This window comes from Pseudomonas sp. NFACC45, assembly GCF_900113505.1.
GTDB lineage: Bacteria > Pseudomonadota > Gammaproteobacteria > Pseudomonadales > Pseudomonadaceae > Aquipseudomonas > Aquipseudomonas tehranensis.
On record NZ_FOPO01000013.1, the window covers coordinates 201297 to 222815 of the forward strand.

Genomic DNA, 21519 nt, shown 5'->3' on the forward strand with positions numbered 1-21519 from the left:
TCCGCACGGCTACGGACTGACGGGACGGACAGAGCCTTTAACCTAGCCCTGTTTTGAACGTATGACTAATCACTGGACTCTACGAGCAGGTTTGGGGTTCCGAACTCCGCTATCATGCGCCGGTTTTCGTGACAGGCTTTGCTACGGAGTTTCAATGAACACGCTTTTCATGCACTGCCGACCAGGTTTCGAAGGCGAGGTCTGTTCCGAGATCGCCGAACACGCCGCACGGCTGAACGTGGCCGGCTACGCCAAGGCCAAGCCGGCCAGCGCCTGCGCCGAATTTGTCTGCACCGAAGACGACGGCGCCGAGCGACTGATGCGCGGCCAGCGTTTCGCCGAGCTGATTTTTCCGCGTCAGTGGGCGCGCGGCACCTTCATCGATCTGCCGGAAACCGACCGCATCAGTGTCATCCTGGCCCACATGGCCGATTTCCCGACCTGCGGCAGCCTGTGGCTGGAGGTGGTGGACACCAATGACGGTAAGGAACTGTCGAACTTCTGCAAAAAATTCGAAGGGCCGCTGCGCAAGGCGCTGACCGGCGCCGGCAAACTGGTGGATGACCCGCACAAGCCGCGCCTGCTGTTGACCTTCAAGAGCGGTCGCGAAGTGTTCCTGGGCCTGGCGCAGCCCGATAATTCGGCCATGTGGCCGATGGGCATTCCACGCCTGAAATTTCCTCGCGAGGCACCGAGCCGGTCCACCCTCAAGCTGGAAGAGGCCTGGCACCACTTTATTCCTCGGGATCAGTGGGACGAGCGCCTGCACAGCGACATGACCGGTGTGGACCTCGGCGCCGCGCCGGGCGGCTGGACCTGGCAACTGGTCAACCGCGGCATGCTGGTGACGGCCATCGACAACGGGCCGATGGCCGAAAGCCTGATGGACACCGGTCTTGTACAGCACCTGATGGCGGACGGCTTTACCTTCAAGCCCAAGCAGCCGGTGGACTGGATGGTCTGTGACATCGTCGAGAAGCCGGCGCGTAATGCGGCGATGCTGGAAGAGTGGATCGGCGAAGGGCACTGCCGCGAGGCGGTGGTCAACCTCAAGCTGCCGATGAAGCAGCGTTACGCCGAAGTGAAACGCCTGCTCGAACGTATCGCCGACGGCTTCAAGGCCCGGGGCATCAAGGTCGAGATCGGCTGCAAGCAGCTATACCATGACCGTGAGGAAGTGACGTGTCATCTGCGGCGGCTGGACACGAAAAAGTCCAAGTCTCGCTAATCCCCTAAGGACAATGAAATCCCCTGTGGGAGCGAGCCTGCTCGCGATAGCGGTGTATCAGTGGACATCAATGTTGGTTGGCCCGACGCTATCGCGAGCAGGCTCGCTCCCACAGGGGACGGCGTTAAGCCAGGGGTGACCGCGAACCGACATTGCGCGACAATGCCCGCCAGTTTCAGGAGTAGAACATGAGTGAAATGAACGATACGCCGGTCGACGGCACGCTGGATGCCACGGGCCTCAATTGCCCGGAGCCGGTGATGATGCTGCACCAGCATATCCGCGACCTGGCCCCCGGCGGATTGCTGAAGGTGATCGCCACCGACCCGTCGACCCGCCGTGACATCCCCAAGTTTTGCGTGTTTCTCGATCACGAGCTGGTGGCCCAGCATGAGGAGGCTGGCACGTACCTCTACTGGATCCGCAAGAAGCTCGCTTAGTCCGCCGAACGACTGATGCGGATCTGCTTGCGTGCGCTGCGGGCCAGGCGAATCGACAGCATCAGCGCCGCGCAGCTCAAGCCCACGATCAGGCCCTGCCACAAGCCACTCGGGCCGCTGGCCGCGCCGAGCCAGTCGGTCAGGCCCAGGATGTAACCCACGGGCAGGCCAATGCCCCAATAGGCGAACAGCGTCAGGATCATCGTCACCCGGGTGTCCTGGTAGCCGCGCAATGCGCCTGCCGCTGTGACCTGAATCGCATCGGAAAACTGAAACAACGCCGCATAGACGATCAGCATTGACGCCACTTCGATCACCACCGGATCGCCGGTATAGATCGCCGCGATGGGCCCGCGCAGCCAGAACATCAGGCTCGCCGACAAGCAGGCATACGCCAGCGCCGTTCCCATGCCGACCCCGGCGGCGAAGCGCGCTTCGCGAGGCTGGCGCCGGCCCAGGGCCTGGCCGACCCGCACCGTCACAGCCATGCCCAACGAATAGGGAATCATGAACACCAGGGAGCTGAAGTTCAGGGCGATCTGGTGCCCGGCCACCACGGTGGCGCCGAGGCTGCCGATCAGCAGGGCAATCACCGCAAAAATGCTCGATTCGGCAAACACCGCGATGCCAATCGGCAGGCCGATGCCCAGCAGGCGCTTGATGACGGTCCATTGTGGCCAGTCGAAGCGGTTGAATAGCCGGCTCGACTGGTAGGCCGGCGCCCAGCGCGCCCAACCGGCCATGCCCAGGGCCATGAACCACATCACCAGAGCCGTGGCCCAGCCGCAACCGACGCCGCCCATGGCGGGCAGGCCCAGATGCCCGTAAATGAAGATGTAATTGAGCGGAATGTTCAGCGCCAGCCCGCACAAACCCAGCACCATCGCCGGTCGCGTTCGGCCCAGGCCGTCGCTGAAGCAGCGAAGCACGTGATACAGGGCCACCGCCGGCAGGCCGGTGGCGATGCCTTGCAGGTACTCCATGCAAGGTCCGATCAGTTCGGGATCCACGTTCATGATGTGCAGGATCGGTTCGGCGCCGAGCAGCGCCAGCGTCGCGATCAATCCCACCACCAGCGCAAGCCACAACGCCTGGCGCACCAGCGGACCAATTTCGTCGAACGTGCCGGCGCCGAAGCGCTGGGCGACTTTCGGCGTGGTGGCCAACAGTGTGCCGGTCATCAACAGGAACACCGGCACCCAGATCGAATTGCCCAGGGCCACCGCCGCCAGGTCCCGTGGCCCGACCCGCCCGGCCATCACCGCGTCGACAAAGCCCATGGCAGTGGTCGCCAACTGCGCCACCATGATCGGCAATGCCAGGGCCAGCAGCGTCTTGAGCTCCAGACGAACCCGGGCCGGGCGGGAGAGGGGGGTGGTGTAGTCGATCACAGGATTCACAGGCCAAACGTCCGAAAAAAGAGAAGCGCGAGGCGGCGCATTCTACGCCTTGACACAGTGGTCAGGAAAAAACCTGTGTTGTGGATTTGTAATCGTTCGCTCAGCCATGCGAATGCTGTTGTGGCGAGGGAGCTTGCTCCCGCTCGGCTGTACTGTAGGAGCCGCCGAAGGCTGCGATCTTTTGATTTTTCACTTGAGATTTAAGTGTAAGAAAAAGATCGCAGCCTTCGGCAGCTCCTACAGGTCCAGCGGGAGCAAGCTCCCTTGCCACAACATCATTCGCTTCGGGTAATGCACAGGCCTAACGGAACGCCTACACTGCCCGTCCCGCCAAAGGAGCTCTGCCATGCTGATCGTCGCCGACGAAAATATTCCCCTGCTCGATGCGTTTTTCCAAGGTTTGGGTGAAATCCGCCGGGTCCCGGGGCGGGGCATCGACCGGGGGATGGTCGAGCAGGCCGATGTGTTGCTGGTGCGCTCCGTCACCCAGGTCAATCGCACGCTGCTGGAAGGCAGCAAGGTGCGTTTCGTCGGCACCTGCACCATTGGCACCGATCACCTGGATCTGGATTACTTCACCGAGGCCGGTATTCGCTGGGCCAGCGCACCGGGTTGTAACGCCCGTGGCGTGGTGGACTACGTGCTGGGCAGTCTGATGACCCTGGCTGAAATCGAAGGCGCGAACCTCAAGCAGCGCACCTTTGGTGTGGTCGGTGCCGGGCAGGTGGGCGGGCGGTTGATTGAGGTGCTCAAGGGCCTGGGTTGGACGGTGAAAGTCTGCGACCCACCCCGTCAGGCTGCCGAAGGCGGCGATTATGTGAGTCTGGAGCAGATCATCGAACAGTGCGATGTGATCAGCCTGCACACACCGTTGACTCGCGACGGCGCGCAACCGACCTGGCACCTGTTCGATGAGCAACGCCTGCGCCGGCTCCAGCCCGGTACCTGGCTGATTAATGCGGCCCGTGGACCGGTGATCGACAACACAGCGCTGCGCGAGGTGTTGCTGGAGCGCGAAGACCTGCAAGCGGTGCTGGATGTCTGGGAGCATGAGCCGACTGTCGATGCGGATCTGGCTGACCTGTGTGTGATCGCCACCCCGCACATTGCCGGCTACAGCCTCGATGGTCGCCAGCGTGGTACGGCGCAGATCTACGAATCCTTGTGCGCATTCCTCGAGCAACCGGTTGCGGTCCGGTTGAGCGATCTGCTGCCCCGACCATGGCTGGGTGGCATCACGCTGGACGCTGAGACGGATCCTGCCTGGGCACTGGCGATGCTGTGCCGTGGCGTGTACGACCCACGCCGCGACGATGCGGATTTTCGTCGCAGTCTGGTGGGAACCGTCAGCGAACAACGCAGCGCTTTTGATGCCCTGCGCAAGCATTATCCGCCGCGTCGGGAAATCGACGGCTTGAAGGTTTGCATCGAGGGGCAGTCGCCGGCGTTGCAACAGATCGTGAGCGCTCTGGGTGCCACCACCCTTTAATCGTCTTGTGGCGAGGGAGCTTGCTCCCGCTCGGCTGCGCTGTGTAGGAGCTGTCGAGCGAAGCGAGGCTGCGATCTTTCCAAAGCAGTTGAGTATCAAGCGAAAGATCAAAAGATCAAAAGATCGCAGCCTTCGGCAGCTCCTACACAGCGCAGTCCAGCGGGAGCAAGAGCCAACCCTCAAGAGTCCGCAGAGGCTGCGGGCATAAAAAACCCGACATCAAGGTCGGGTTCAATGAAGACGGGCTGTATCACTTTTGTTCGGCAGGTTTGACCAGTCGTTTTTCCAGCTCGCTGCAGGCTTTCTGGATCATGTCTTCGGTGATCGGTACTTCGCGCCCTTGGGCGTCGATGAACGAGCAGCCCAGAGACTGGTCCGGTTGCGTGCGGATCACTTGAATCTTGTCGTCGCTGCTGTGTTGCAAGGACATGGCCTGTCTCCTCATCAGGTTGTGTGCCTATTTTAGTGTCGCCAGGTGACCGAGCCATGACACTCCTTGTAGGTTCAAGGCGACAGCTCCACTCAATCAGAAACACAGACGCGTTTCCAGCCAGACTTTAGACCGATAACATCTAGCCTCTAGTCGCTACGGTCATATTTAACCTGACTCATTCTGATTCAACCAAGTTCCGCTGCGCCTCGGTGCCGTCGGACGGTCCATTTCCTGCTGCATTATCGGGTGCTTTCTGATGCTCTCTTCCCAACAACGCCGTGCCATACGCCTGGCCAGTGGCTTCATTGCGCCCTATCGCAAGCAGGTGGCGGGCGCCTTGCTGGCGCTTATCGTCACCGCTGGTATCACCTTGTCCATGGGACAGGGCATCCGGTTGCTGGTGGACCAGGGTTTCATGACGCGCTCCCCGCACCTGCTCAATCAGTCCATTGGCCTGTTCATGGTGCTTGTGGTGGGATTGGCGATCGGCACTTTTTCCCGTTTCTACCTGGTGTCCTGGATTGGCGAGCGAGTGGTGGCCGATATCCGCCGGCAGGTCTTCAACCATCTGGTGTATTTGCACCCGGGCTTTTACGAGAACAACCGCAGCTCGGAAATCCAGTCGCGTCTGACCGCCGATACGACGTTGTTGCAGTCAGTGATCGGCTCGTCGTTGTCGCTATTTTTGCGCAACGCCTTGATGGTGGTCGGCGGCATTGTGTTGTTGTTCATCACCAACCCCAAACTCACCAGTATCGTGGTGATCGCACTGCCGTTGGTCTTGGCGCCGATCCTGATATTCGGGCGGCGAGTGCGCAGCCTGTCGCGCCAGAGTCAGGACCGCATTGCCGATGTCGGCAGCTACGTCTCCGAGACGCTCGGCCAGATCAAAACCGTGCAGGCCTACAACCATCAGGTCCAGGATGAACGACGCTTTGCCGTGACCGTGGAGCAGGCCTTCGACACCGCCCGCAAGCGCATCGCCCAGCGGGCCTGGCTGATCACACTGGTGATCGTGCTGGTGCTGGGGGCGGTGGGGGTGATGCTCTGGGTCGGGGGCATGGACGTGATCGCCGGGCGAATTTCCGGTGGTGAGCTGGCGGCGTTTGTGTTCTACAGCCTGATTGTCGGCAGCGCCTTCGGCACCCTGAGCGAAGTCATCGGAGAGTTGCAACGGGCGGCCGGCGCGGCTGAGCGCATCGCCGAATTGCTACGCTCGGAAAATATCATCCAGCCGCCGGTTTCTGGCCTGATGACCTTGCCTGAGCGGGTACGGGGTGATCTGCGTCTCGAAGGCGTGCGCTTCTCTTATCCTTCCCGGCCGGACAGCTATGCGGTCGACGGCCTGGACCTGAGCGTCCAGGCTGGCGAGACCCTGGCCCTGGTCGGGCCGTCCGGTGCCGGGAAATCCACGGTGTATGACCTGCTGCTGCGTTTCTACGACCCTGCGCAAGGGCAGATCCTCATTGACGATGTACCGCTGACCCAACTTGATCCGCTGGACCTGCGTCGTCATTTCGCCCTGGTTTCGCAGAACCCGGCCCTGTTTTTCGGCACGGTTGAAGAGAACATCCGCTACGGCAACCCCGAGGCGACGGCCGAGCAGGTGCGCGAAGCCGCGCAGATCGCCCACGCCCACGATTTCATCGAAAAAATGCCGGAGGGTTACCAGACCCACCTGGGTGACGGCGGTATGGGGTTATCCGGGGGGCAACGCCAACGCCTGGCCATCGCCCGGGCGCTGCTGGTGGACGCGCCGATCCTGCTATTGGACGAAGCCACCAGTGCCCTCGACGCGCAAAGCGAACACTTGATCCAGCAAGCGCTGCCCAGCCTGATGAAAAATCGCACCACCCTGGTCATCGCCCACCGCCTGGCCACAGTGAAAAATGCCGACCGGATCGCAGTGATGGACCAGGGCAAGGTGGTTGCCGTGGGCACCCATCAGGAACTGGTCGCCAGCAATGTCCTGTATGCAAGGCTGGCGGCGTTGCAGTTCAATCAGCAAGGCGAGCCAGCTCAATGAATGCTGACACCGGCGTGTTTGAGGCATTATGTCGACCTGTATGTCTGCCTGGATGAGGGTATGAGTCGTTACACGCCACCGTTGACCCTGACGACCCGAATACTGGGATTGATTGCCGATATCAGCGAGCAGATCGGTCAGCTATCGGCTGTCGGCGATAATCGACAGACACCGCAACTGCGTCGAGGGAATCGTATTCGCACGATCCAGGCGTCCTTGGCGATCGAGAACAATACCCTGAGCATCGAGCAGGTAACCGCTGTTCTTGCCGGACAAAGGGTGTTGGGTTTGCCCCGTGAAATCCAGGAGGTTCGCAATGCTTTTGCCGCCTACGAAGCAATGCCTGGATGGCAGCCTGATTGTCGGATCGACCTGCTCAGGGCGCATGAACTATTGATGCAGGGTTTGATTGATGATGCCGGACAGCTACGTCGTGCTGGTGTAGGCATTTATCGGGGCGATCAGTTGGTGCACATGGCACCACCTCCCAGTCGCGTGACGCATTTGATTGACGATCTGCTGGAATGGGCCGGATCGAGCGATTGGCATCCATTGATAATCAGCTGTGTTTTCCATTATGAATTCGAGTTCATTCACCCTTTTGCAGACGGGAATGGGCGAATGGGGCGTCTTTGGCAAACCTTGATTCTCAGCCGTTGGAGAGCGGTCCTGGCTTATCTGCCGGTTGAGGCGGTCATCCGCGAGCAGCAAGACGCCTACTACGCTGCACTATCGGCTGCCGATCGTTTGGCTGAGGCGACACCTTTTGTGGAGTTCATGCTGCAAGCACTGTGTGTGGCCCTCGGGGAAGCCATTCGTAACGAACCACTGACCGACCCAGTAACCGACCCAGTAACCGACCAAGTAGCACGGCTGCTTCTGGCGTTGCGTGGCGGCGCTTCACTTAAGATCAGTGAGTTGATGGGGCAGTTGGGACTGGCACACAAGGCCACTTTCAGGGGGAACTATCTCAAGCCGGCATTAGCCGCCGGCTTGGTCGAAATGACTGACCCCGAATCCCCCAACAGCCCAGCACAGCGGTATCGCCTTACTCAGTCGGGTAAGCGGGCTTGCGTGCAGGCTGGTTGAATTCTGCCCGCACACAAGCACTGTGGGAGCGAGCAAGCCCGCTCCCACAAGTCCCCGCAACCAACCAAAAAAATGCCCGCATCTTTCGATACGGGCATTTTTTGCTGTTCAGGAACAGCTTGCCGCTTGAGGCTTAACGCCTGTCGCTAACGCCTACTGATCATCAAAATACCGCTCATGCCAGTCCACCAGCGGTTGCGGCGAGTTGAGTTTCTGGCCGTAGATCACCGAGTACGACAACACGTTCTGCACGTATTGCCGGGTTTCGTCGAAGGGGATGCTTTCCACCCAGACATCGAAGCTCAGGTGGTCGGCACCGCGCAGCCACTGACGCACCCGACCGGGGCCGGCGTTGTAGGCGGCGGAGGCCAGGACGCGGTTGCCGTTGAACTGGCTGTGAACCTGACTCAGGTACGCCGCGCCCAGCTGGATGTTTTTGTCCGGGTTCAGCACTTGCTTGGGCGAGGCCAGCGGGATGTTGAACTTGCGCGCGGTTTCCTTGGCGGTGGCCGGCATCAACTGCATCAGGCCGCTGGCGCCGACACCGGAGCGCGCATCTTCCATGAAGGCACTTTCCTGTCGAGTGATGGCGAACACCCAGCTTGAATGCAGGCCGCGCACCTTGGCTTCACGCACCAGGGTGTCGCGGTAGGCCATTGGGAAGCGAATATCCAGGTCGTCCCAATACTTGGCCTGGCTGATGGTGCGGATCGCCGGGAAGTACCATTTCAGGTCGTAGGCCAGTTTCGCCTGGGCGACCATCTCGTCCCGGTTGAAATGGCGAGTGACGTGATACCACTCGCGGCGACCGTCGACGATCTGACCTCGGGCATGAAACTCCAGGGCGCGACGAATACCCGGCGTGTTGCGCACTTTATTGATCAGCGCCTGGCTCATCACCAGCGGCTTGTTGTTGAGCGAGTAGGGTGATTGGGAGCGGTCGGCGGCGAGGAAACCGTAGAAGTCCCGCTCACGGGCCAGATGCTTGTAAAGCGTCAGTGCCTCGGGATTCTGAGGCTGCGCCAGCTCCAGGCTGCGGGCCTGCCAGTAACGCCAGCGACTGGTGCTGGCCAGCGTCTCGGGCAGGCGGCGGGTCAACTCATAGGCGTCGTCCCAGCGGGCCAGGCGCAACAGCAGGCGCAAGCGCCATTCCGAGACGGTATCGTCGCGCAGTTCCGGGTCATATTTTGTCATCACGCCCAGGGCGCGACTGTCGAAGCGCTTGGCCAGGGTCAGGCCTATTTCCCGGGCGATGGCTACTTTTTCGTTCTTGGAAAAGTGCATGGAACTGGCGTAGCCGTCCAGCAGCGCCATGGCTTTCTCTGGATCCTGGCGAGCCAGGCGCCGCAAGCCGAGGCTGACGATATCGGCCATCGGCTCATCGGCCGGGCTGAAGCGCGATGGTTGATTGAGCAGTTCCGGTTTTTGCGCCACGTCCAGCAGCAGTTGGCCGCGAGGGGCAAGGGTAGTCAGGCCGCTGATCAGGCTTTTGGCCAGTGGGTAATTGCGGGCCTGGGCGGCCAGTTTGGCGCGCTCCCAGCGCTTCTGTTCAGTCAGCTGGCCCTGGGTCGCCCACAGGCCGAACAGCGCATCGCATGCGGCCGGTTGGGATTTGCCGGTGAGCCAAAGCTTTTCGGTGTTGGCGTAGCCTTCGGCCTTGAGACCATGACTGAGCTGATATTGGGCGTTGAGACAGTCCAGTTCGGTGAAGTTGAGCTTGGAGTCGTAGTACTTGACGAAGGTCGCCCAATCGCCACGGTCGGCCAGCCAGCGCAACCAGCGCAATTTCATCCAGTTGGCCTGGGGCAGGTCGCCATGCTCGGCGAGAAATTTCTCGATTTCGGCATTGCTGGCGCTCTTGAGGCGAGCGGTCAGTTCGTCGTAGGCCAGGTAGGGTTCCAGCGGGTAATCACGCAGGGCCTGGCTGTAGCGAAAATAGGGGCCGGAATCACCTTTGGCCAAGGCGCGCTTGGCTTCATCGTAATACTGGCGCTGGGTGGAAATATCCACCGCCTCGGCGGTTTGAACGGCAGTGGCACATACAAACAAGCAAGATAAAACACTGAAAAGGCGACTGCGCATGATACGTCCGGGCAGAAAAAACATGACAAGCCCAAGGTTTGACCCAGGGTAACTGTCTGTAGCTTAGCCTTTTGCCAGCAATGGGCGAAAGCTTTGCGGGGGCATCCGCACAAGTTCGCAACATTTGTTATGCAGAGTGCTTCAGTGGCGAAATTGGCGGACTTCTGGGGCCTCATCTCAGGTAGAATGCGCGCCCGGTTTTTGGAGAAGCTCATGACCCTGCTCAAATTCAGCGATGTGTCCCTTGCTTTCGGCGCTATGCCGTTGTTGGACAAGGTGTCCTGGCAGATCGCCCGTGGTGAGCGGGTGTGCATCATCGGCCGCAACGGCACTGGCAAGTCCAGCATGATGAAGCTGGTCAAGGGCGATCAGAAGCCCGATGACGGCTCGGTCTGGCGCGCACCAGGCCTGAAAATCGGCGAATTGCCCCAGGAACTGCCGGTGGCCGACGAGCGGACGGTGTTCGACGTGGTCGCCGAGGGTCTGGACGGTGTCGGCGCGTTGCTGGCCGAGTATCATCACCTGAGCCAGAACATCGTCACCGATGCCGACCTGGACAAGTTGATGCATGTGCAGCACGACCTCGAGGCCCGCGATGGTTGGCGCCTGCAGCAGTTGGTGGACAGCACCCTGAGCCGTCTGCAACTGCCGGCCGACAAGACCCTGGCCGAGTTGTCCGGTGGCTGGCGTCGCCGGGTGTTGTTGGCCCAGGCCTTGGTGTCCGAGCCGGACCTGCTGCTGCTCGACGAACCCACCAACCACCTGGACATCGGCGCCATCGCCTGGCTTGAAGAGGCCCTGAAGGATTTCCAGGGCGCGGTGCTGTTTATCACGCACGACCGTTCTTTCCTGCAAAACCTGGCGACCCGTATCCTCGAACTGGATCGCGGCGGCCTGATCGACTGGAACGGCGACTACGCCAGCTTCCTGGTGCACAAGGAAGCGGCGCTGGCGGCAGAAGAAACCGCGAACGCGCTGTTCGACAAGAAGCTGGCCCAGGAAGAAGTCTGGATTCGCCAGGGTATCAAGGCCCGTCGCACCCGCAACGAAGGCCGCGTACGGGCGCTCAAGGCGCTGCGCATGGAACGCAGTGAGCGTCGCGAACGCACCGGCAAGGCCAATATTCAGCTGGATACCGCCGACAAGTCCGGCAAGCAGGTGATGGTGCTTGAGAACGTGAGTTTTGCGCACCCTGGCGGCCCGTTCCTGATCAAGGACTTTTCCATGGTGCTGCAGCGTGGTGACCGCATTGGCCTGCTGGGCGCCAACGGCACCGGCAAGACCACCTTGCTCAAGCTGATGCTCGGCGGCCTCGTACCGACCAATGGCAAGGTGGAGGAGGGCACGAAGATCGACGTCGCCTACTTCGACCAGTTGCGCCATCAGTTGGACCTTGAAAAAACCGTCATCGACAACGTTGCCGAAGGCCGCGATTTCATCGACATCGATGGCCAGAGCCGCCATGTGTTGAGCTATCTGGGCGACTTCCTGTTCAGCCCCCAGCGTGCCCGTACCCCGGTCAAGGCGCTGTCCGGCGGTGAGCGTGCCCGTCTGCTGCTGGCCAAACTGTTCAGCAAACCGGCGAACCTGCTGGTGCTCGACGAACCGACCAACGACCTGGACGTGGAAACCCTCGAGTTGCTGGAAGAGGTGCTGCTGACCTTCAACGGCACAGTGCTGATGGTCAGCCACGACCGGGCATTCCTCGACAACGTGGTCACCAGCACCCTGGTGTTCGAAGGCGAAGGCCTGGTACGTGAATACGTCGGTGGTTATCAGGACTGGCTGCGCCAGGGCGGTTCGCCACGTCTGTTGGGCGTGACGGAGAGCAAGTCCGGCAAGGCCGACCTGAATTCGGCGGTGGTCAAGGCCGAGCCTGCTCCGGTGGCTGCCACAGCGGCCCCGGCCCCGGCGAAAAAGAAGCTCAGCTACAAGTTGCAGCGTGAGCTGGAAGCATTGCCGGGTGATATCGACGCGAAGGAACAGCAGATCGCAGCGGTGGAAGCTGAAATGGCCGAGGCCGGCTTCTACCAGCGACCTGCCACCGAAACTGCCAAGGTGATCGCGCATCTGGAGCAGTTGCAGGCCGAGCTGGACGCATTGGTCGAACGCTGGGCTGAACTGGACGCTTGATCCCGTACGCTCAATGACTGTGGCGAGGGAGCTTGCTCCCGCTTGAGTGCGAAGCACTCACCGCTAGGGGCCGCTACGCAGCCCAGCGGGAGCAAGCTCCCTCGCCACAGGTTCAGTGAACTTCCTTGGATGAATCAGCTGCGCTTGACCAGATGCACGGCCAGCACGTCGCAAGGCGCGCCATGCAGTACGTCGTTGGCTGTAGAGCCCAACAGCAGTGCCAGGCCATGACGACCATGGCTGCCCACGACGATCAGGTCGCAACCCTGTTCCTTGGCCAGGTGATGGATTTCCTGGCGCGGCTGGCCGTAGGTCAGGTGGCTGTATTCCTTTTTCAGGGCTGGGTATTTCACGATCAGCCGGTCAAGGCGTTCCTTGGCTTGATCGAATTGTTGTTGTTGCAACTGGGAAAGGTCCATCGGCACATCACCACCGAAGGCCATGGCCATGGGTTCGACGATGTGAACCAGCGACAGTTTGGTGTCTCGACCTTCGCAAAGGGCCAGAGCACGCTTGACGACGGGATCACATTCTTCAGTGAGGTCGACGGCGACCAGGGCGTGTGCGTAGTACATGGAAGGTACTCCAGAGAATTGCGATACGGTAAGTATGGCTGGTTTCAAGCGCATTGACGGCGACGTGGGTCAATCGTCAAAGGGCTCATCAGAATTCGGGGAGTACGAATATGACGGTCTGGATAGTGCTGTCAATCCTGTTGGTGGTATTAAGCCCCCTGGCATGGTTGCGCCCGTCCCGTGTTCAGAACGGTCGCATGGCGTTGCGCATGGAGGCGCGGCGCCTTGGCCTGGCCATGCAACTGGCGCGTCAGGAGTGGCCTCACTGGCTCGGGCAACAGGCGCCAAACCCCTGCGCTCAGTACCATCGGCCCCGACGGGGCAAGCAGCCGGCTATCTGGACCTACTGGCAAACCGCGCCGGGCGTATGGGTCAATCAGTGGCGCGAAGTCTGCCAGGATGAGTCGTTGCTCAATCATTTCGAAAAATTGCCAGCCAACGTCTACAAAATTGAAGCCGACGGGCAAATGATCGCCTTGTATTGGGGCGAGAAGGGTGAGGCGAGTGTTTTGCAGGAGATTTCCTCGGTGCTGAAGGCGCTGGCCTGAAACGCTGTAGGAGCTGTCGAGCGAAGCGAGGCTGCGATCTTTCCCCAAGCGATTGAGCCCTGGGCGACCAAAAGATCGCAGGTTCCGACAGCGTCTATGCCCATAAAAAAGCCCGACAGTCTCATCGGGCGGGTTGGCCAGGCAGGCCGGTAATCGAAGCTGTTTGCGGGGCGTTCGTTCGAAACGTCCTTCTCCAAAGATTTAAAAGCGTTCCCGCCAGCTTAGCCGGTTGAGTCCGACGTGCATGGAATTAGGGCGACTTTTCTAAATATTGATTCTATGAATGGCCCTGTATGCAGCGCCGTGTTGCGGATCCGTGCGGTACGCAAATGACCGGGAAGTCGCGTTCAAGCCCCTGTTTAGGGCGATTGACAATTGTCGGAAATTCCGTGAAGGTGGCGTACCCAAATCAAACGGGCGTATGAATTGAGCGTTTGTATTTTCCGAACGTTCCTACAGAACCCCGACTATCGCGTTGACGGGTGTGCCTGGCGGATTGGCGTAGCATCGGCGGTAACGTCAATGCCGAACCAGCAGTCAGCGTTCAACGTGTACTGTTCAGCTTCCATATCGTGGAGATCAGTTGATGATTTACGAAGGTAAAGCCATCACGGTTAAGGCTCTTGAAAGTGGCATCGTCGAACTGAAGTTCGATCTCAAGGGTGAGTCCGTCAACAAGTTCAACCGTCTAACCCTGAATGAACTGCGTCAGGCCGTGGACACTATCAAGGCAGATGCTTCGATCAAGGGTGTGATCGTCAGCAGTGGCAAGGACGTCTTCATCGTCGGCGCCGACATCACCGAATTCGTCGATAACTTCAAGCTGCCCGATGCCGAACTGATCGCTGGCAACCTCGAAGCGAACCGTATTTTCAGCGACTTCGAAGACCTCAACGTACCGACCGTCGCGGCCATCAACGGCATCGCCCTGGGTGGCGGCCTCGAGATGTGCCTGGCAGCGGATTACCGCGTCATGTCCAGCACGGCCAAGATCGGCCTGCCGGAAGTCAAGCTGGGCATCTACCCGGGCTTTGGCGGTACCGTGCGTCTGCCGCGCCTCATCGGTGCCGACAACGCCATCGAGTGGATTGCCGCCGGCAAGGAAAACCGTGCTGAAGACGCGCTGAAAGTCGGCGCCGTGGATGCCGTGGTCGAGCCTGGCAAACTCCAGGAAGCGGCCCTTGAAACGCTCAAGCGCGCCATCAGTGGCGAGTTCGATTACAAGGCCAAGCGCCAGCCGAAGCTGGAAAAGCTCAAGCTCAACGCCATCGAGCAAATGATGGCTTTCGAAACCGCCAAGGGTTTCGTCGCCGGTCAAGCTGGCCCGAACTACCCGGCGCCGGTCGAAGCGATCAAGACCATCCAGAAAGCCGCGAACTTCGGTCGCGACAAGGCCCTGGAAGTCGAAGCCGCCGGCTTCGTCAAACTGGCCAAGACCTCGGCTGCACAAAGCCTGATCGGTCTGTTCCTCAATGACCAGGAACTGAAGAAAAAGGCCAAGGCCTACGACGAAATTGCCCGTGACGTGAAGCAGGCCGCCGTACTCGGCGCCGGTATCATGGGTGGCGGTATCGCCTACCAGTCGGCGTCCAAAGGCACGCCGATCCTGATGAAAGACATCAACGAACACGGTATCGAACAAGGCCTGGCCGAGGCGGCCAAGCTGCTGGTTGGCCGCGTCGATAAAGGTCGCATGACCGCGGCGAAGATGGCCGAAGTGCTCAACGGCATTCGTCCAACCCTGTCCTACGGCGATTTCGGCCATGTCGACCTGGTGGTCGAAGCCGTTGTCGAGAACCCGAAGGTCAAGCAGGCGGTACTGGCTGAAGTCGAAGACAAGGTCAAAGAGGACACCATCCTCGCTTCGAACACCTCGACCATCTCCATCTCGCTGCTGGCCAAGGCCCTCAAGCGTCCGGAAAACTTCGTCGGCATGCACTTCTTCAACCCGGTGCACATGATGCCGCTGGTGGAAGTGATCCGAGGCGAGAAGTCCAGCGAACAAGCGATCGCCACCACCGTCGCCTACGCCAAGAAAATGGGCAAGAACCCGATCGTCGTCAATGACTGCCCAGGCTTTTTGGTCAACCGCGTACTGTTCCCGTACTTCGGCGGTTTCGCCAAGCTGGTCAGCGCCGGTGTGGACTTTGTGCGCATCGACAAGATCATGGAAAAATTCGGCTGGCCAATGGGTCCGGCGTACCTGATGGACGTGGTCGGCATCGACACCGGCCACCATGGTCGTGACGTCATGGCTGAAGGCTTCCCGGACCGCATGAAAGACGACCGCCGGTCGGCCGTCGACGTGCTCTACGAAGCCAAGCGCCTGGGCCAGAAGAACGGCAAGGGTTTCTACGCCTACGAAACCGACAAGCGCGGCAAGCAGAAGAAAGTGGCCGATTCGTCGGTGCTGGAAGTGCTCAAGCCGATCGTCTACGAGCAGCGCGAAGTCACCGACGAAGACATCATCAACTGGATGATGATCCCGCTGTGCCTCGAAACCGTGCGTTGCCTGGAGGACGGCATTGTTGAAACCGCCGCCGAAGCCGACATGGGTCTGGTCTACGGTATCGGTTTCCCTCCATTCCGTGGCGGCGCGCTGCGCTACATCGATTCGATCGGTGTAGCCCAGTTCGTTGCCCTGGCAGACCAGTACGCTGATTTGGGCGCGCTGTACCACCCGACCGCGAAGCTGCGTGAAATGGCCAAGAACGGCCAGAGCTTCTTCGGTTAAGCGCCCAACGACTAGAGCGAGAGAACATTTATGAGCTTGAATCCTAGAGACGTCGTGATTGTCGACTTCGGTCGTACGCCGATGGGCCGCTCCAAGGGCGGCATGCACCGCAACACCCGCGCCGAAGACATGTCGGCGCACCTGATCAGCAAGCTGCTGGAACGCAACGTCAAGGTCGACCCCAACGAAGTCGAAGACGTGATCTGGGGCTGTGTGAACCAGACCCTGGAGCAGGGCTGGAACATTGCCCGCATGGCCTCGCTGATGACCCAGATCCCTCACACCGCGGCCGGCCAGACCGTCAGCCGTCTGTGCGGTTCGTCCATGAGCGCGCTGCATACCGCTGCTCAGGCGATCATGACCGGCAACGGTGATGTGTTCGTCGTCGGCGGTGTCGAGCACATGGGCCACGTAAGCATGATGCACGGCGTCGATCCGAACCCGCATATGTCGCTGTACGCGGCAAAAGCCTCGGGCATGATGGGCCTGACCGCGGAAATGCTCGGCAAAATGCACGGCATCACCCGCGAACAGCAGGACGCCTTTGGCGTGCGCTCCCACCAACTCGCCCACAAGGCGACCGTGGAAGGCAAGTTCAAGGACGAAATCATCCCGATGCAGGGCTATGACGAGAACGGTTTCCTGAAACTGTTCGACTACGACGAAACCATTCGTCCGGAAACCACCCTGGAAAGCCTGGCGGCCCTCAAGCCGGCCTTCAATCCAAAGGGCGGCACCGTGACTGCCGGTACGTCTTCGCAGATCACCGACGGTGCTTCGTGCATGATCGTGATGTCGGCCCAGCGTGCCCAGGACCTGGGCATCCAGCCGATGGCGGTGATTCGTTCGATGGCCGTGGCCGGTGTTGACCCGGCAATCATGGGCTATGGTCCAGTACCGGCGACGCAGAAAGCCTTGAAGCGTGCAGGTCTGAGCATTTCCGATATCGACTTCTTCGAGCTCAACGAAGCTTTCGCCGCACAGGCCCTGCCAGTGCTGAAAGATCTGAAAGTGCTCGACAAGATGAACGAGAAGGTTAACCTGCACGGCGGCGCGATCGCCCTGGGTCACCCGTTCGGTTGCTCCGGTGCGCGTATCTCCGGCACGCTGCTCAACGTCATGAAGCAGAACGGCGGCACCTTTGGGGTGTCCACTATGTGCATTGGTCTCGGCCAGGGCATCGCCACTGTCTTCGAACGCGTCTAAGCGTTACGTCGATGGAAGCCGGGGCCAAGTGCCCCGGTTTTTGTTTTTCCCGGGTTTAGTAAAAAATTTTGTTTTTATTTTGAAAAAATTTGAGAGAGGGCCAAGACATGCCGATACAACCTGGGCTCTACCAACATTACAAAGGTCCGCAGTACCGCGTATTCAGCATTGCGCGGCATTCCGAGACCGAGGAAGAAGTGGTCTTCTATCAAGCCCTGTATGGCGATTACGGCTTTTGGGTGCGGCCGTTGAGCATGTTCCAGGAGTCTGTCGAAGTTGACGGCGAGCAGGTGCCACGCTTTGCTTTGGTGCAGGCCGAAGAGAGCCTTTTTTCCAAGCCTTGAGGCCGATACCGCGGCAACCCTGCGCTTGACCTCACCTTGCAGCCACTATATATAGCGGTGCCGCGTCAGGCGCCAACCGCCTTTCACTTTTTAGAATTCAGGAATTTTCTGATCCATGGGCAAATCGCTGGTCATTGTGGAATCCCCGGCTAAGGCCAAGACCATCAACAAGTATCTGGGCAACCAATACGTGGTGAAGTCGAGTATCGGCCATATCCGAGACCTGCCCACCAGCGGTTCGGCTAGCGCCAGCAAGGAGCCAGCCGCCAAACGCGGCAAGGCTGTTGCCGGTGAAGCGCCGGCGCTGTCGCCCAAAGACAAGGCGCGCAAGCAGCTGGTCTCACGCATGGGGGTTGATCCGGAACACGGCTGGAAAGCCAAGTACGAGATCCTCCCGGGCAAGGAAAAGGTCATCGAAGAACTGCGTCGGCTCGCCAAGGATGCCGACACCATCTATCTGGCGACGGACTTGGACCGCGAAGGGGAAGCCATTGCCTGGCACCTGCGCGAAGCCATCGGTGGGGATGACAGCCGCTACAAGCGCGTGGTGTTCAACGAAATCACCAAGAAGGCCATCCAGGAGGCCTTCTCCCAGCCGGGCGAGCTGGACATCGATCGGGTCAACGCCCAACAGGCGCGGCGCTTCCTTGACCGCGTGGTGGGCTACATGGTCTCGCCGCTGCTATGGGCCAAGATCGCCCGTGGCCTGTCGGCCGGTCGCGTGCAGTCGGTCGCCGTGAAGCTGGTGGTTGAGCGCGAGCGGGAAATCCGTGCGTTCATCCCTGAAGAGTACTGGGAAGTTCACGCCGACCTCGGCACCGCCAAGGGCGCCACCGTGCGCTTCGATGTGGCTCGCGAGAAGGGCGAAGCCTTCAAGCCGCTCAACGAAGCCCAAGCCATGGCTGCGCTGGAGAAGCTCAAGGCTTCCAGCTACAGCATCGTCAAGCGTGAAGACAAGCCGACCAGCAGCAAGCCGTCGGCACCGTTCATCACCTCCACGTTGCAACAGGCCGCGAGCAACCGCCTGGGTTTCGGCGTGAAGAAAACCATGATGATGGCCCAGCGTTTGTACGAAGCGGGCTACATCACGTATATGCGTACCGACTCGACCAACCTCTCGGCCGATGCCGTGACAATGGCGCGCACTTATATAGAAAGCGAGTTCGGCAAGAAATACCTGCCGGAGACGCCGAACGTCTACAGCAGCAAGGAGGGCGCACAAGAGGCTCACGAAGCGATTCGTCCCTCCGATGCCAACACCGAGCCAAGCAAGCTGTCGGGGATGGAGCGCGATGCCGAGCGCCTCTACGAGCTGATCTGGCGCCAGTTCCTGGCCTGCCAGATGCTGCCGGCGCAATACCTGTCGACCACGGTCACCGTTGGTGCCGGCGACTTCGAGCTGCGCGCCAAGGGCCGCATCCTGAAGTTTGACGGCTACACCCGCGTCATGCCGCAAATCACCAAGCCGGGTGACGACGACGTCCTGCCAGACATGGCTCAGGGCGATGTGATGAAGCTGATCAAGCTCGATCCGACCCAGCACTTCACCAAGCCGCCGGCCCGTTATTCGGAAGCCAGTCTGGTCAAGGAAATGGAAAAGCGTGGCATCGGTCGTCCTTCGACCTACGCGGCGATCATTTCCACCATCCAGGACCGCGGTTACGTGGCGCTGCACAACCGTCGGTTCTATTCGGAAAAGATGGGAGACATCGTCACCGAACGTTTGTCCGAGAGCTTCTCCAACCTGATGGACTACGGCTTCACCGCCGGCATGGAAGAGAACCTCGACGATGTGGCCCAGGGCGAACGGGACTGGAAAAACGTCCTCGACGAGTTTTATGGCGATTTCAAGAAAAAACTCGAAGTAGCCGAAAGTGCCGAGAACGGCATGCGGGCCAACCAGCCTGTGATGACCGACATCCCATGCCTGACGTGTGGTCGTCCGATGCAGATCCGTACCGCCTCGACAGGCGTGTTCCTGGGATGCTCGGGCTACAGTCTGCCTCCCAAGGAGCGCTGCAAGGCGACCGTCAACCTGGTGCCGGGTGACGAAATCGCCGCGGACGACGAGGGTGAATCGGAATCCCTGGTGCTGCGCGGCAAGCACCGCTGCCCGATCTGCAGCACGGCGATGGATGCCTATCTGTTGGATGAGAAGCGCAAGCTGCACATCTGCGGTAACAATCCCGATTGCGCCGGTTATGAGATCGAAGAGGGCACCTATCGCATCAAGGGCTATGAAGGCCCGAGCCTTGAATGCGACAAGTGTGGCAGTGAGATGCAGCTCAAGACCGGCCGTTTCGGCAAGTTCTTCGGCTGCACCAATCCGACCTGCAAGAACACCCGCAAACTGCTCAAGAGCGGTGATGCGGCGCCGCCGAAGATGGACCCGGTGAAGATGCCTGAACTCAAGTGCGAGAAGGTCAACGACACCTACATCCTGCGCGACGGCGCGTCTGGCCTGTTCCTGGCGGCCAGCCAGTTCCCGAAAAACCGCGAGACTCGTGCGCCGCTGGTGCTGGAGATCGTGCCGCACAAGGACGAAATCGATCCGAAGTACCATTTCCTCTGCGAAGCTCCGCAGAAGGATCCTGAGGGTCGGCCGGCGGTTATTCGTTACAGCCGCAAGACCAAGGAGCAGTACGTGCAGACCGAGGTGGACGGCAAGCCAACCGGCTGGAAGGCGTACTACGACGGCGGCAAATGGACCGTCGAGGACAAGCGCTGAATAGCCTCAAGTAAACAAAAGGCCGCATGACAACCTATAGGTTTTCATGCGGCCTTTTTGTTTTTGCCTTGCAGTGGCCTCGGTTGTTCCATGACACTGTCGCCCTTGCGTGAAGCTTTTATTTCGTTGGGGAGAATGCCGCCATGGCCCACGAACTCTACACCCGCACCAATCAGAAAATTTATTTCGCCGGCCTGTCGCTCGAAGCGCTCGCCAGGGCAGAGGATGGGCGTGCGATGAATTCTCCCGCGCTGACCCAAGCCGGGCGCGAATCAGCGCTGTTTCATCTGTACGGCGCGTTGTTGGGGCTTTGCCACGAAATTGCCGGTTTCTACCGTCTGCCACAGGCAAATGCGCCCCGGGCCGAACTGTTGTTGACACCGGATGTGTTGGAAACCATCGCCATTCCGGAACTGGCCGAAATGGTCGAGCTGGCGCACAACCCGCAAACCTGGCTGGCTCAACTGTTGGCGGCACACGCGGCACTGTTTGAGCCGCCCCGGGCTCCTCGCAAGCCTAAGGGTGACGTGACTCAGCCTTTGATCATGGCGGTCAATCTGGACGAAGAAGAGCCCGAGCAGGCGTTGAGCCGGGAGGAGTTGGAAAGCTGGCGTCAGAACCTCAAGAACCTGGCCATCCGCTTTCGTGAAGGGCTGAACGAGTGCTGAGTTTTCCCCCAATCCGTAATATTCGCCCATAACGCTTGGTCAAGATCCCGAGCGAAGCCTGGCCGATGACTATATAATCCTCGCCTTTCGTGGAGAACAGACTTTTATGCCAACGTCCTTTCTAGAAATTGTCGAACTTCCTGATGGCCGCATCGAGCTGCGCAGGGCCGAGGACGAGGGTTCTCTGGTTACCTTGAACTTCTCCGAAGACGCCAAGGCCTTCCTGCAAGGCCAGCACGTCGAAGTCGCCAAGGCGATGTTGAGTGTGGGCGTGCAGATGGCAGGTCGTCTGGTTGAAGGCGAATTCAATAAGGAAGAGGGGCCGCGGGTTCTTCATTGATCCCGCCTGTCGGCTTTTGGACGATACTGTTCCTGGCCGGCTTCTCTGTCCTGGAG

The 21519-nt window shown here is 60.0% G+C and carries 17 protein-coding genes; 13 read left to right on the forward strand and 4 right to left on the reverse strand.

Going from position 1 to position 21519, the window contains the following annotated elements:
* Nucleotides 1-154: 154 nt before the first annotated feature.
* Together rlmM and tusA are read left to right on the forward strand one after the other, a co-directional pair.
* Nucleotides 155-1228, forward strand: coding sequence for a 23S rRNA (cytidine(2498)-2'-O)-methyltransferase RlmM (gene rlmM, locus BM132_RS23535; RefSeq protein ID WP_092459075.1), 1074 nt, complete (start codon nt 155-157; stop codon nt 1226-1228).
* Between the two features lie 188 nt (nt 1229-1416).
* Nucleotides 1417-1668 carry a sulfurtransferase TusA gene (gene tusA / locus BM132_RS23545; RefSeq protein WP_063322194.1) on the forward strand — a complete coding sequence of 84 codons (252 nt, stop codon included), beginning with the start codon at nt 1417-1419 and terminating at the stop codon, nt 1666-1668.
* On the opposite strand, the gene BM132_RS23550 is transcribed toward tusA, so the two are convergent.
* Nucleotides 1665-3068: an MATE family efflux transporter gene (locus BM132_RS23550; RefSeq protein WP_092459079.1), complete on the reverse strand. Its 1404-nt coding sequence runs from the start codon at nt 3066-3068 to the stop codon at nt 1665-1667. The genes tusA and BM132_RS23550 overlap by 4 nt on opposite strands.
* A 346-nt stretch (nt 3069-3414) precedes the next feature.
* On the opposite strand from BM132_RS23550, the gene pdxB reads away from it, so the two are divergent.
* Nucleotides 3415-4557, forward strand: a complete 1143-nt coding sequence (gene pdxB / locus BM132_RS23555; RefSeq protein WP_092459081.1) for a 4-phosphoerythronate dehydrogenase PdxB — start codon at nt 3415-3417, stop codon at nt 4555-4557.
* A gap of 250 nt (nt 4558-4807) precedes the next feature.
* Here pdxB and BM132_RS23560 read toward each other — a convergent pair whose 3' ends face one another.
* Nucleotides 4808-4987, reverse strand: coding sequence for a PA1571 family protein (locus BM132_RS23560; protein WP_003199629.1), 180 nt, complete (start codon nt 4985-4987; stop codon nt 4808-4810).
* Nucleotides 4988-5246: 259 nt separating this feature from the next.
* Between BM132_RS23560 and BM132_RS23565 the strand changes: the two genes are divergently transcribed.
* Together BM132_RS23565 and BM132_RS23570 are read left to right on the forward strand one after the other, a co-directional pair.
* The gene (locus BM132_RS23565; RefSeq protein ID WP_092459083.1) at nt 5247-7016 is read left to right on the forward strand and encodes an ABC transporter transmembrane domain-containing protein; all 1770 of its coding nucleotides are present in this window, start codon (nt 5247-5249) and stop codon (nt 7014-7016) included.
* A 60-nt stretch (nt 7017-7076) separates the two neighbouring features.
* Entirely contained in the window at nt 7077-8105 is a 1029-nt protein-coding gene (locus BM132_RS23570) for a Fic family protein (RefSeq protein ID WP_092459136.1), read from the forward strand.
* Between the two features lie 153 nt (nt 8106-8258).
* On the opposite strand, the gene BM132_RS23575 is transcribed toward BM132_RS23570, so the two are convergent.
* Nucleotides 8259-10187, reverse strand: a complete 1929-nt coding sequence (locus tag BM132_RS23575) for a transglycosylase SLT domain-containing protein (protein ID WP_092459085.1) — start codon at nt 10185-10187, stop codon at nt 8259-8261.
* A 213-nt stretch (nt 10188-10400) separates the two neighbouring features.
* Here BM132_RS23575 and BM132_RS23580 point away from each other — a divergent pair, with 213 nt between their 5' ends.
* Nucleotides 10401-12320: an ATP-binding cassette domain-containing protein gene (locus BM132_RS23580; RefSeq protein ID WP_092459087.1), complete on the forward strand. Its 1920-nt coding sequence runs from the start codon at nt 10401-10403 to the stop codon at nt 12318-12320.
* Between the two features lie 134 nt (nt 12321-12454).
* On the opposite strand, the gene BM132_RS23585 is transcribed toward BM132_RS23580, so the two are convergent.
* On the reverse strand, nt 12455-12895 hold the full coding sequence (locus BM132_RS23585; RefSeq protein WP_092459089.1) for a universal stress protein: 441 nt from the start codon (nt 12893-12895) through the stop codon (nt 12455-12457).
* Nucleotides 12896-13005: 110 nt separating this feature from the next.
* Between BM132_RS23585 and BM132_RS23590 the strand changes: the two genes are divergently transcribed.
* From BM132_RS23590 to BM132_RS23620, 7 genes are all read left to right on the forward strand, one after another.
* Nucleotides 13006-13443 (forward strand): hypothetical protein, encoded by a 438-nt coding sequence (locus BM132_RS23590; protein ID WP_092403109.1) that lies wholly within the window; start codon nt 13006-13008, stop codon nt 13441-13443.
* Between the two features lie 586 nt (nt 13444-14029).
* Nucleotides 14030-16177: a fatty acid oxidation complex subunit alpha FadB gene (gene fadB / locus BM132_RS23595; protein WP_092459091.1), complete on the forward strand. Its 2148-nt coding sequence runs from the start codon at nt 14030-14032 to the stop codon at nt 16175-16177.
* A gap of 30 nt (nt 16178-16207) precedes the next feature.
* Nucleotides 16208-17383: an acetyl-CoA C-acyltransferase FadA gene (gene fadA, locus BM132_RS23600; protein ID WP_025212747.1), complete on the forward strand. Its 1176-nt coding sequence runs from the start codon at nt 16208-16210 to the stop codon at nt 17381-17383.
* Nucleotides 17384-17490: 107 nt separating this feature from the next.
* Complete coding sequence (locus tag BM132_RS23605) at nt 17491-17727, forward strand: DUF1653 domain-containing protein (protein WP_047227205.1); 237 nt, start codon at nt 17491-17493, stop codon at nt 17725-17727.
* Nucleotides 17728-17842: 115 nt separating this feature from the next.
* Nucleotides 17843-20455 carry a type I DNA topoisomerase gene (topA, locus tag BM132_RS23610; RefSeq protein ID WP_092459093.1) on the forward strand — a complete coding sequence of 871 codons (2613 nt, stop codon included), beginning with the start codon at nt 17843-17845 and terminating at the stop codon, nt 20453-20455.
* Nucleotides 20456-20598: 143 nt separating this feature from the next.
* Complete coding sequence (locus BM132_RS23615) at nt 20599-21123, forward strand: DUF6586 family protein (protein WP_092403118.1); 525 nt, start codon at nt 20599-20601, stop codon at nt 21121-21123.
* A 106-nt stretch (nt 21124-21229) separates the two neighbouring features.
* A complete protein-coding gene (locus tag BM132_RS23620; RefSeq protein ID WP_047227208.1) occupies nt 21230-21463 on the forward strand; it encodes a hypothetical protein in 234 nt (77 codons plus the stop codon).
* Nucleotides 21464-21519: the final 56 nt, after the last annotated feature.

What these genes read in the sequence shown, in the direction of transcription:
- tusA (WP_063322194.1), top strand. Translation starts at nt 1,417, where the DNA reads ATGAGTGAAATGAACGATACGCCGGTCGACGGCACGCTGGATGCCACG.
- rlmM (WP_092459075.1), top strand. Translation starts at nt 155, where the DNA reads ATGAACACGCTTTTCATGCACTGCCGACCAGGTTTCGAAGGCGAGGTC.
- topA (WP_092459093.1), top strand. Translation starts at nt 17,843, where the DNA reads ATGGGCAAATCGCTGGTCATTGTGGAATCCCCGGCTAAGGCCAAGACC.
- fadA (WP_025212747.1), top strand. Translation starts at nt 16,208, where the DNA reads ATGAGCTTGAATCCTAGAGACGTCGTGATTGTCGACTTCGGTCGTACG.
- BM132_RS23575 (WP_092459085.1), bottom strand. Translation starts at nt 10,187, where the DNA reads ATGCGCAGTCGCCTTTTCAGTGTTTTATCTTGCTTGTTTGTATGTGCC.
- pdxB (WP_092459081.1), top strand. Translation starts at nt 3,415, where the DNA reads ATGCTGATCGTCGCCGACGAAAATATTCCCCTGCTCGATGCGTTTTTC.
- BM132_RS23590 (WP_092403109.1), top strand. Translation starts at nt 13,006, where the DNA reads ATGACGGTCTGGATAGTGCTGTCAATCCTGTTGGTGGTATTAAGCCCC.
- BM132_RS23620 (WP_047227208.1), top strand. Translation starts at nt 21,230, where the DNA reads ATGCCAACGTCCTTTCTAGAAATTGTCGAACTTCCTGATGGCCGCATC.
- BM132_RS23585 (WP_092459089.1), bottom strand. Translation starts at nt 12,895, where the DNA reads ATGTACTACGCACACGCCCTGGTCGCCGTCGACCTCACTGAAGAATGT.
- BM132_RS23580 (WP_092459087.1), top strand. Translation starts at nt 10,401, where the DNA reads ATGACCCTGCTCAAATTCAGCGATGTGTCCCTTGCTTTCGGCGCTATG.
- fadB (WP_092459091.1), top strand. Translation starts at nt 14,030, where the DNA reads ATGATTTACGAAGGTAAAGCCATCACGGTTAAGGCTCTTGAAAGTGGC.
- BM132_RS23605 (WP_047227205.1), top strand. Translation starts at nt 17,491, where the DNA reads ATGCCGATACAACCTGGGCTCTACCAACATTACAAAGGTCCGCAGTAC.
- BM132_RS23565 (WP_092459083.1), top strand. Translation starts at nt 5,247, where the DNA reads ATGCTCTCTTCCCAACAACGCCGTGCCATACGCCTGGCCAGTGGCTTC.
- BM132_RS23570 (WP_092459136.1), top strand. Translation starts at nt 7,077, where the DNA reads ATGAGTCGTTACACGCCACCGTTGACCCTGACGACCCGAATACTGGGA.
- BM132_RS23560 (WP_003199629.1), bottom strand. Translation starts at nt 4,987, where the DNA reads ATGTCCTTGCAACACAGCAGCGACGACAAGATTCAAGTGATCCGCACG.
- BM132_RS23615 (WP_092403118.1), top strand. Translation starts at nt 20,599, where the DNA reads ATGGCCCACGAACTCTACACCCGCACCAATCAGAAAATTTATTTCGCC.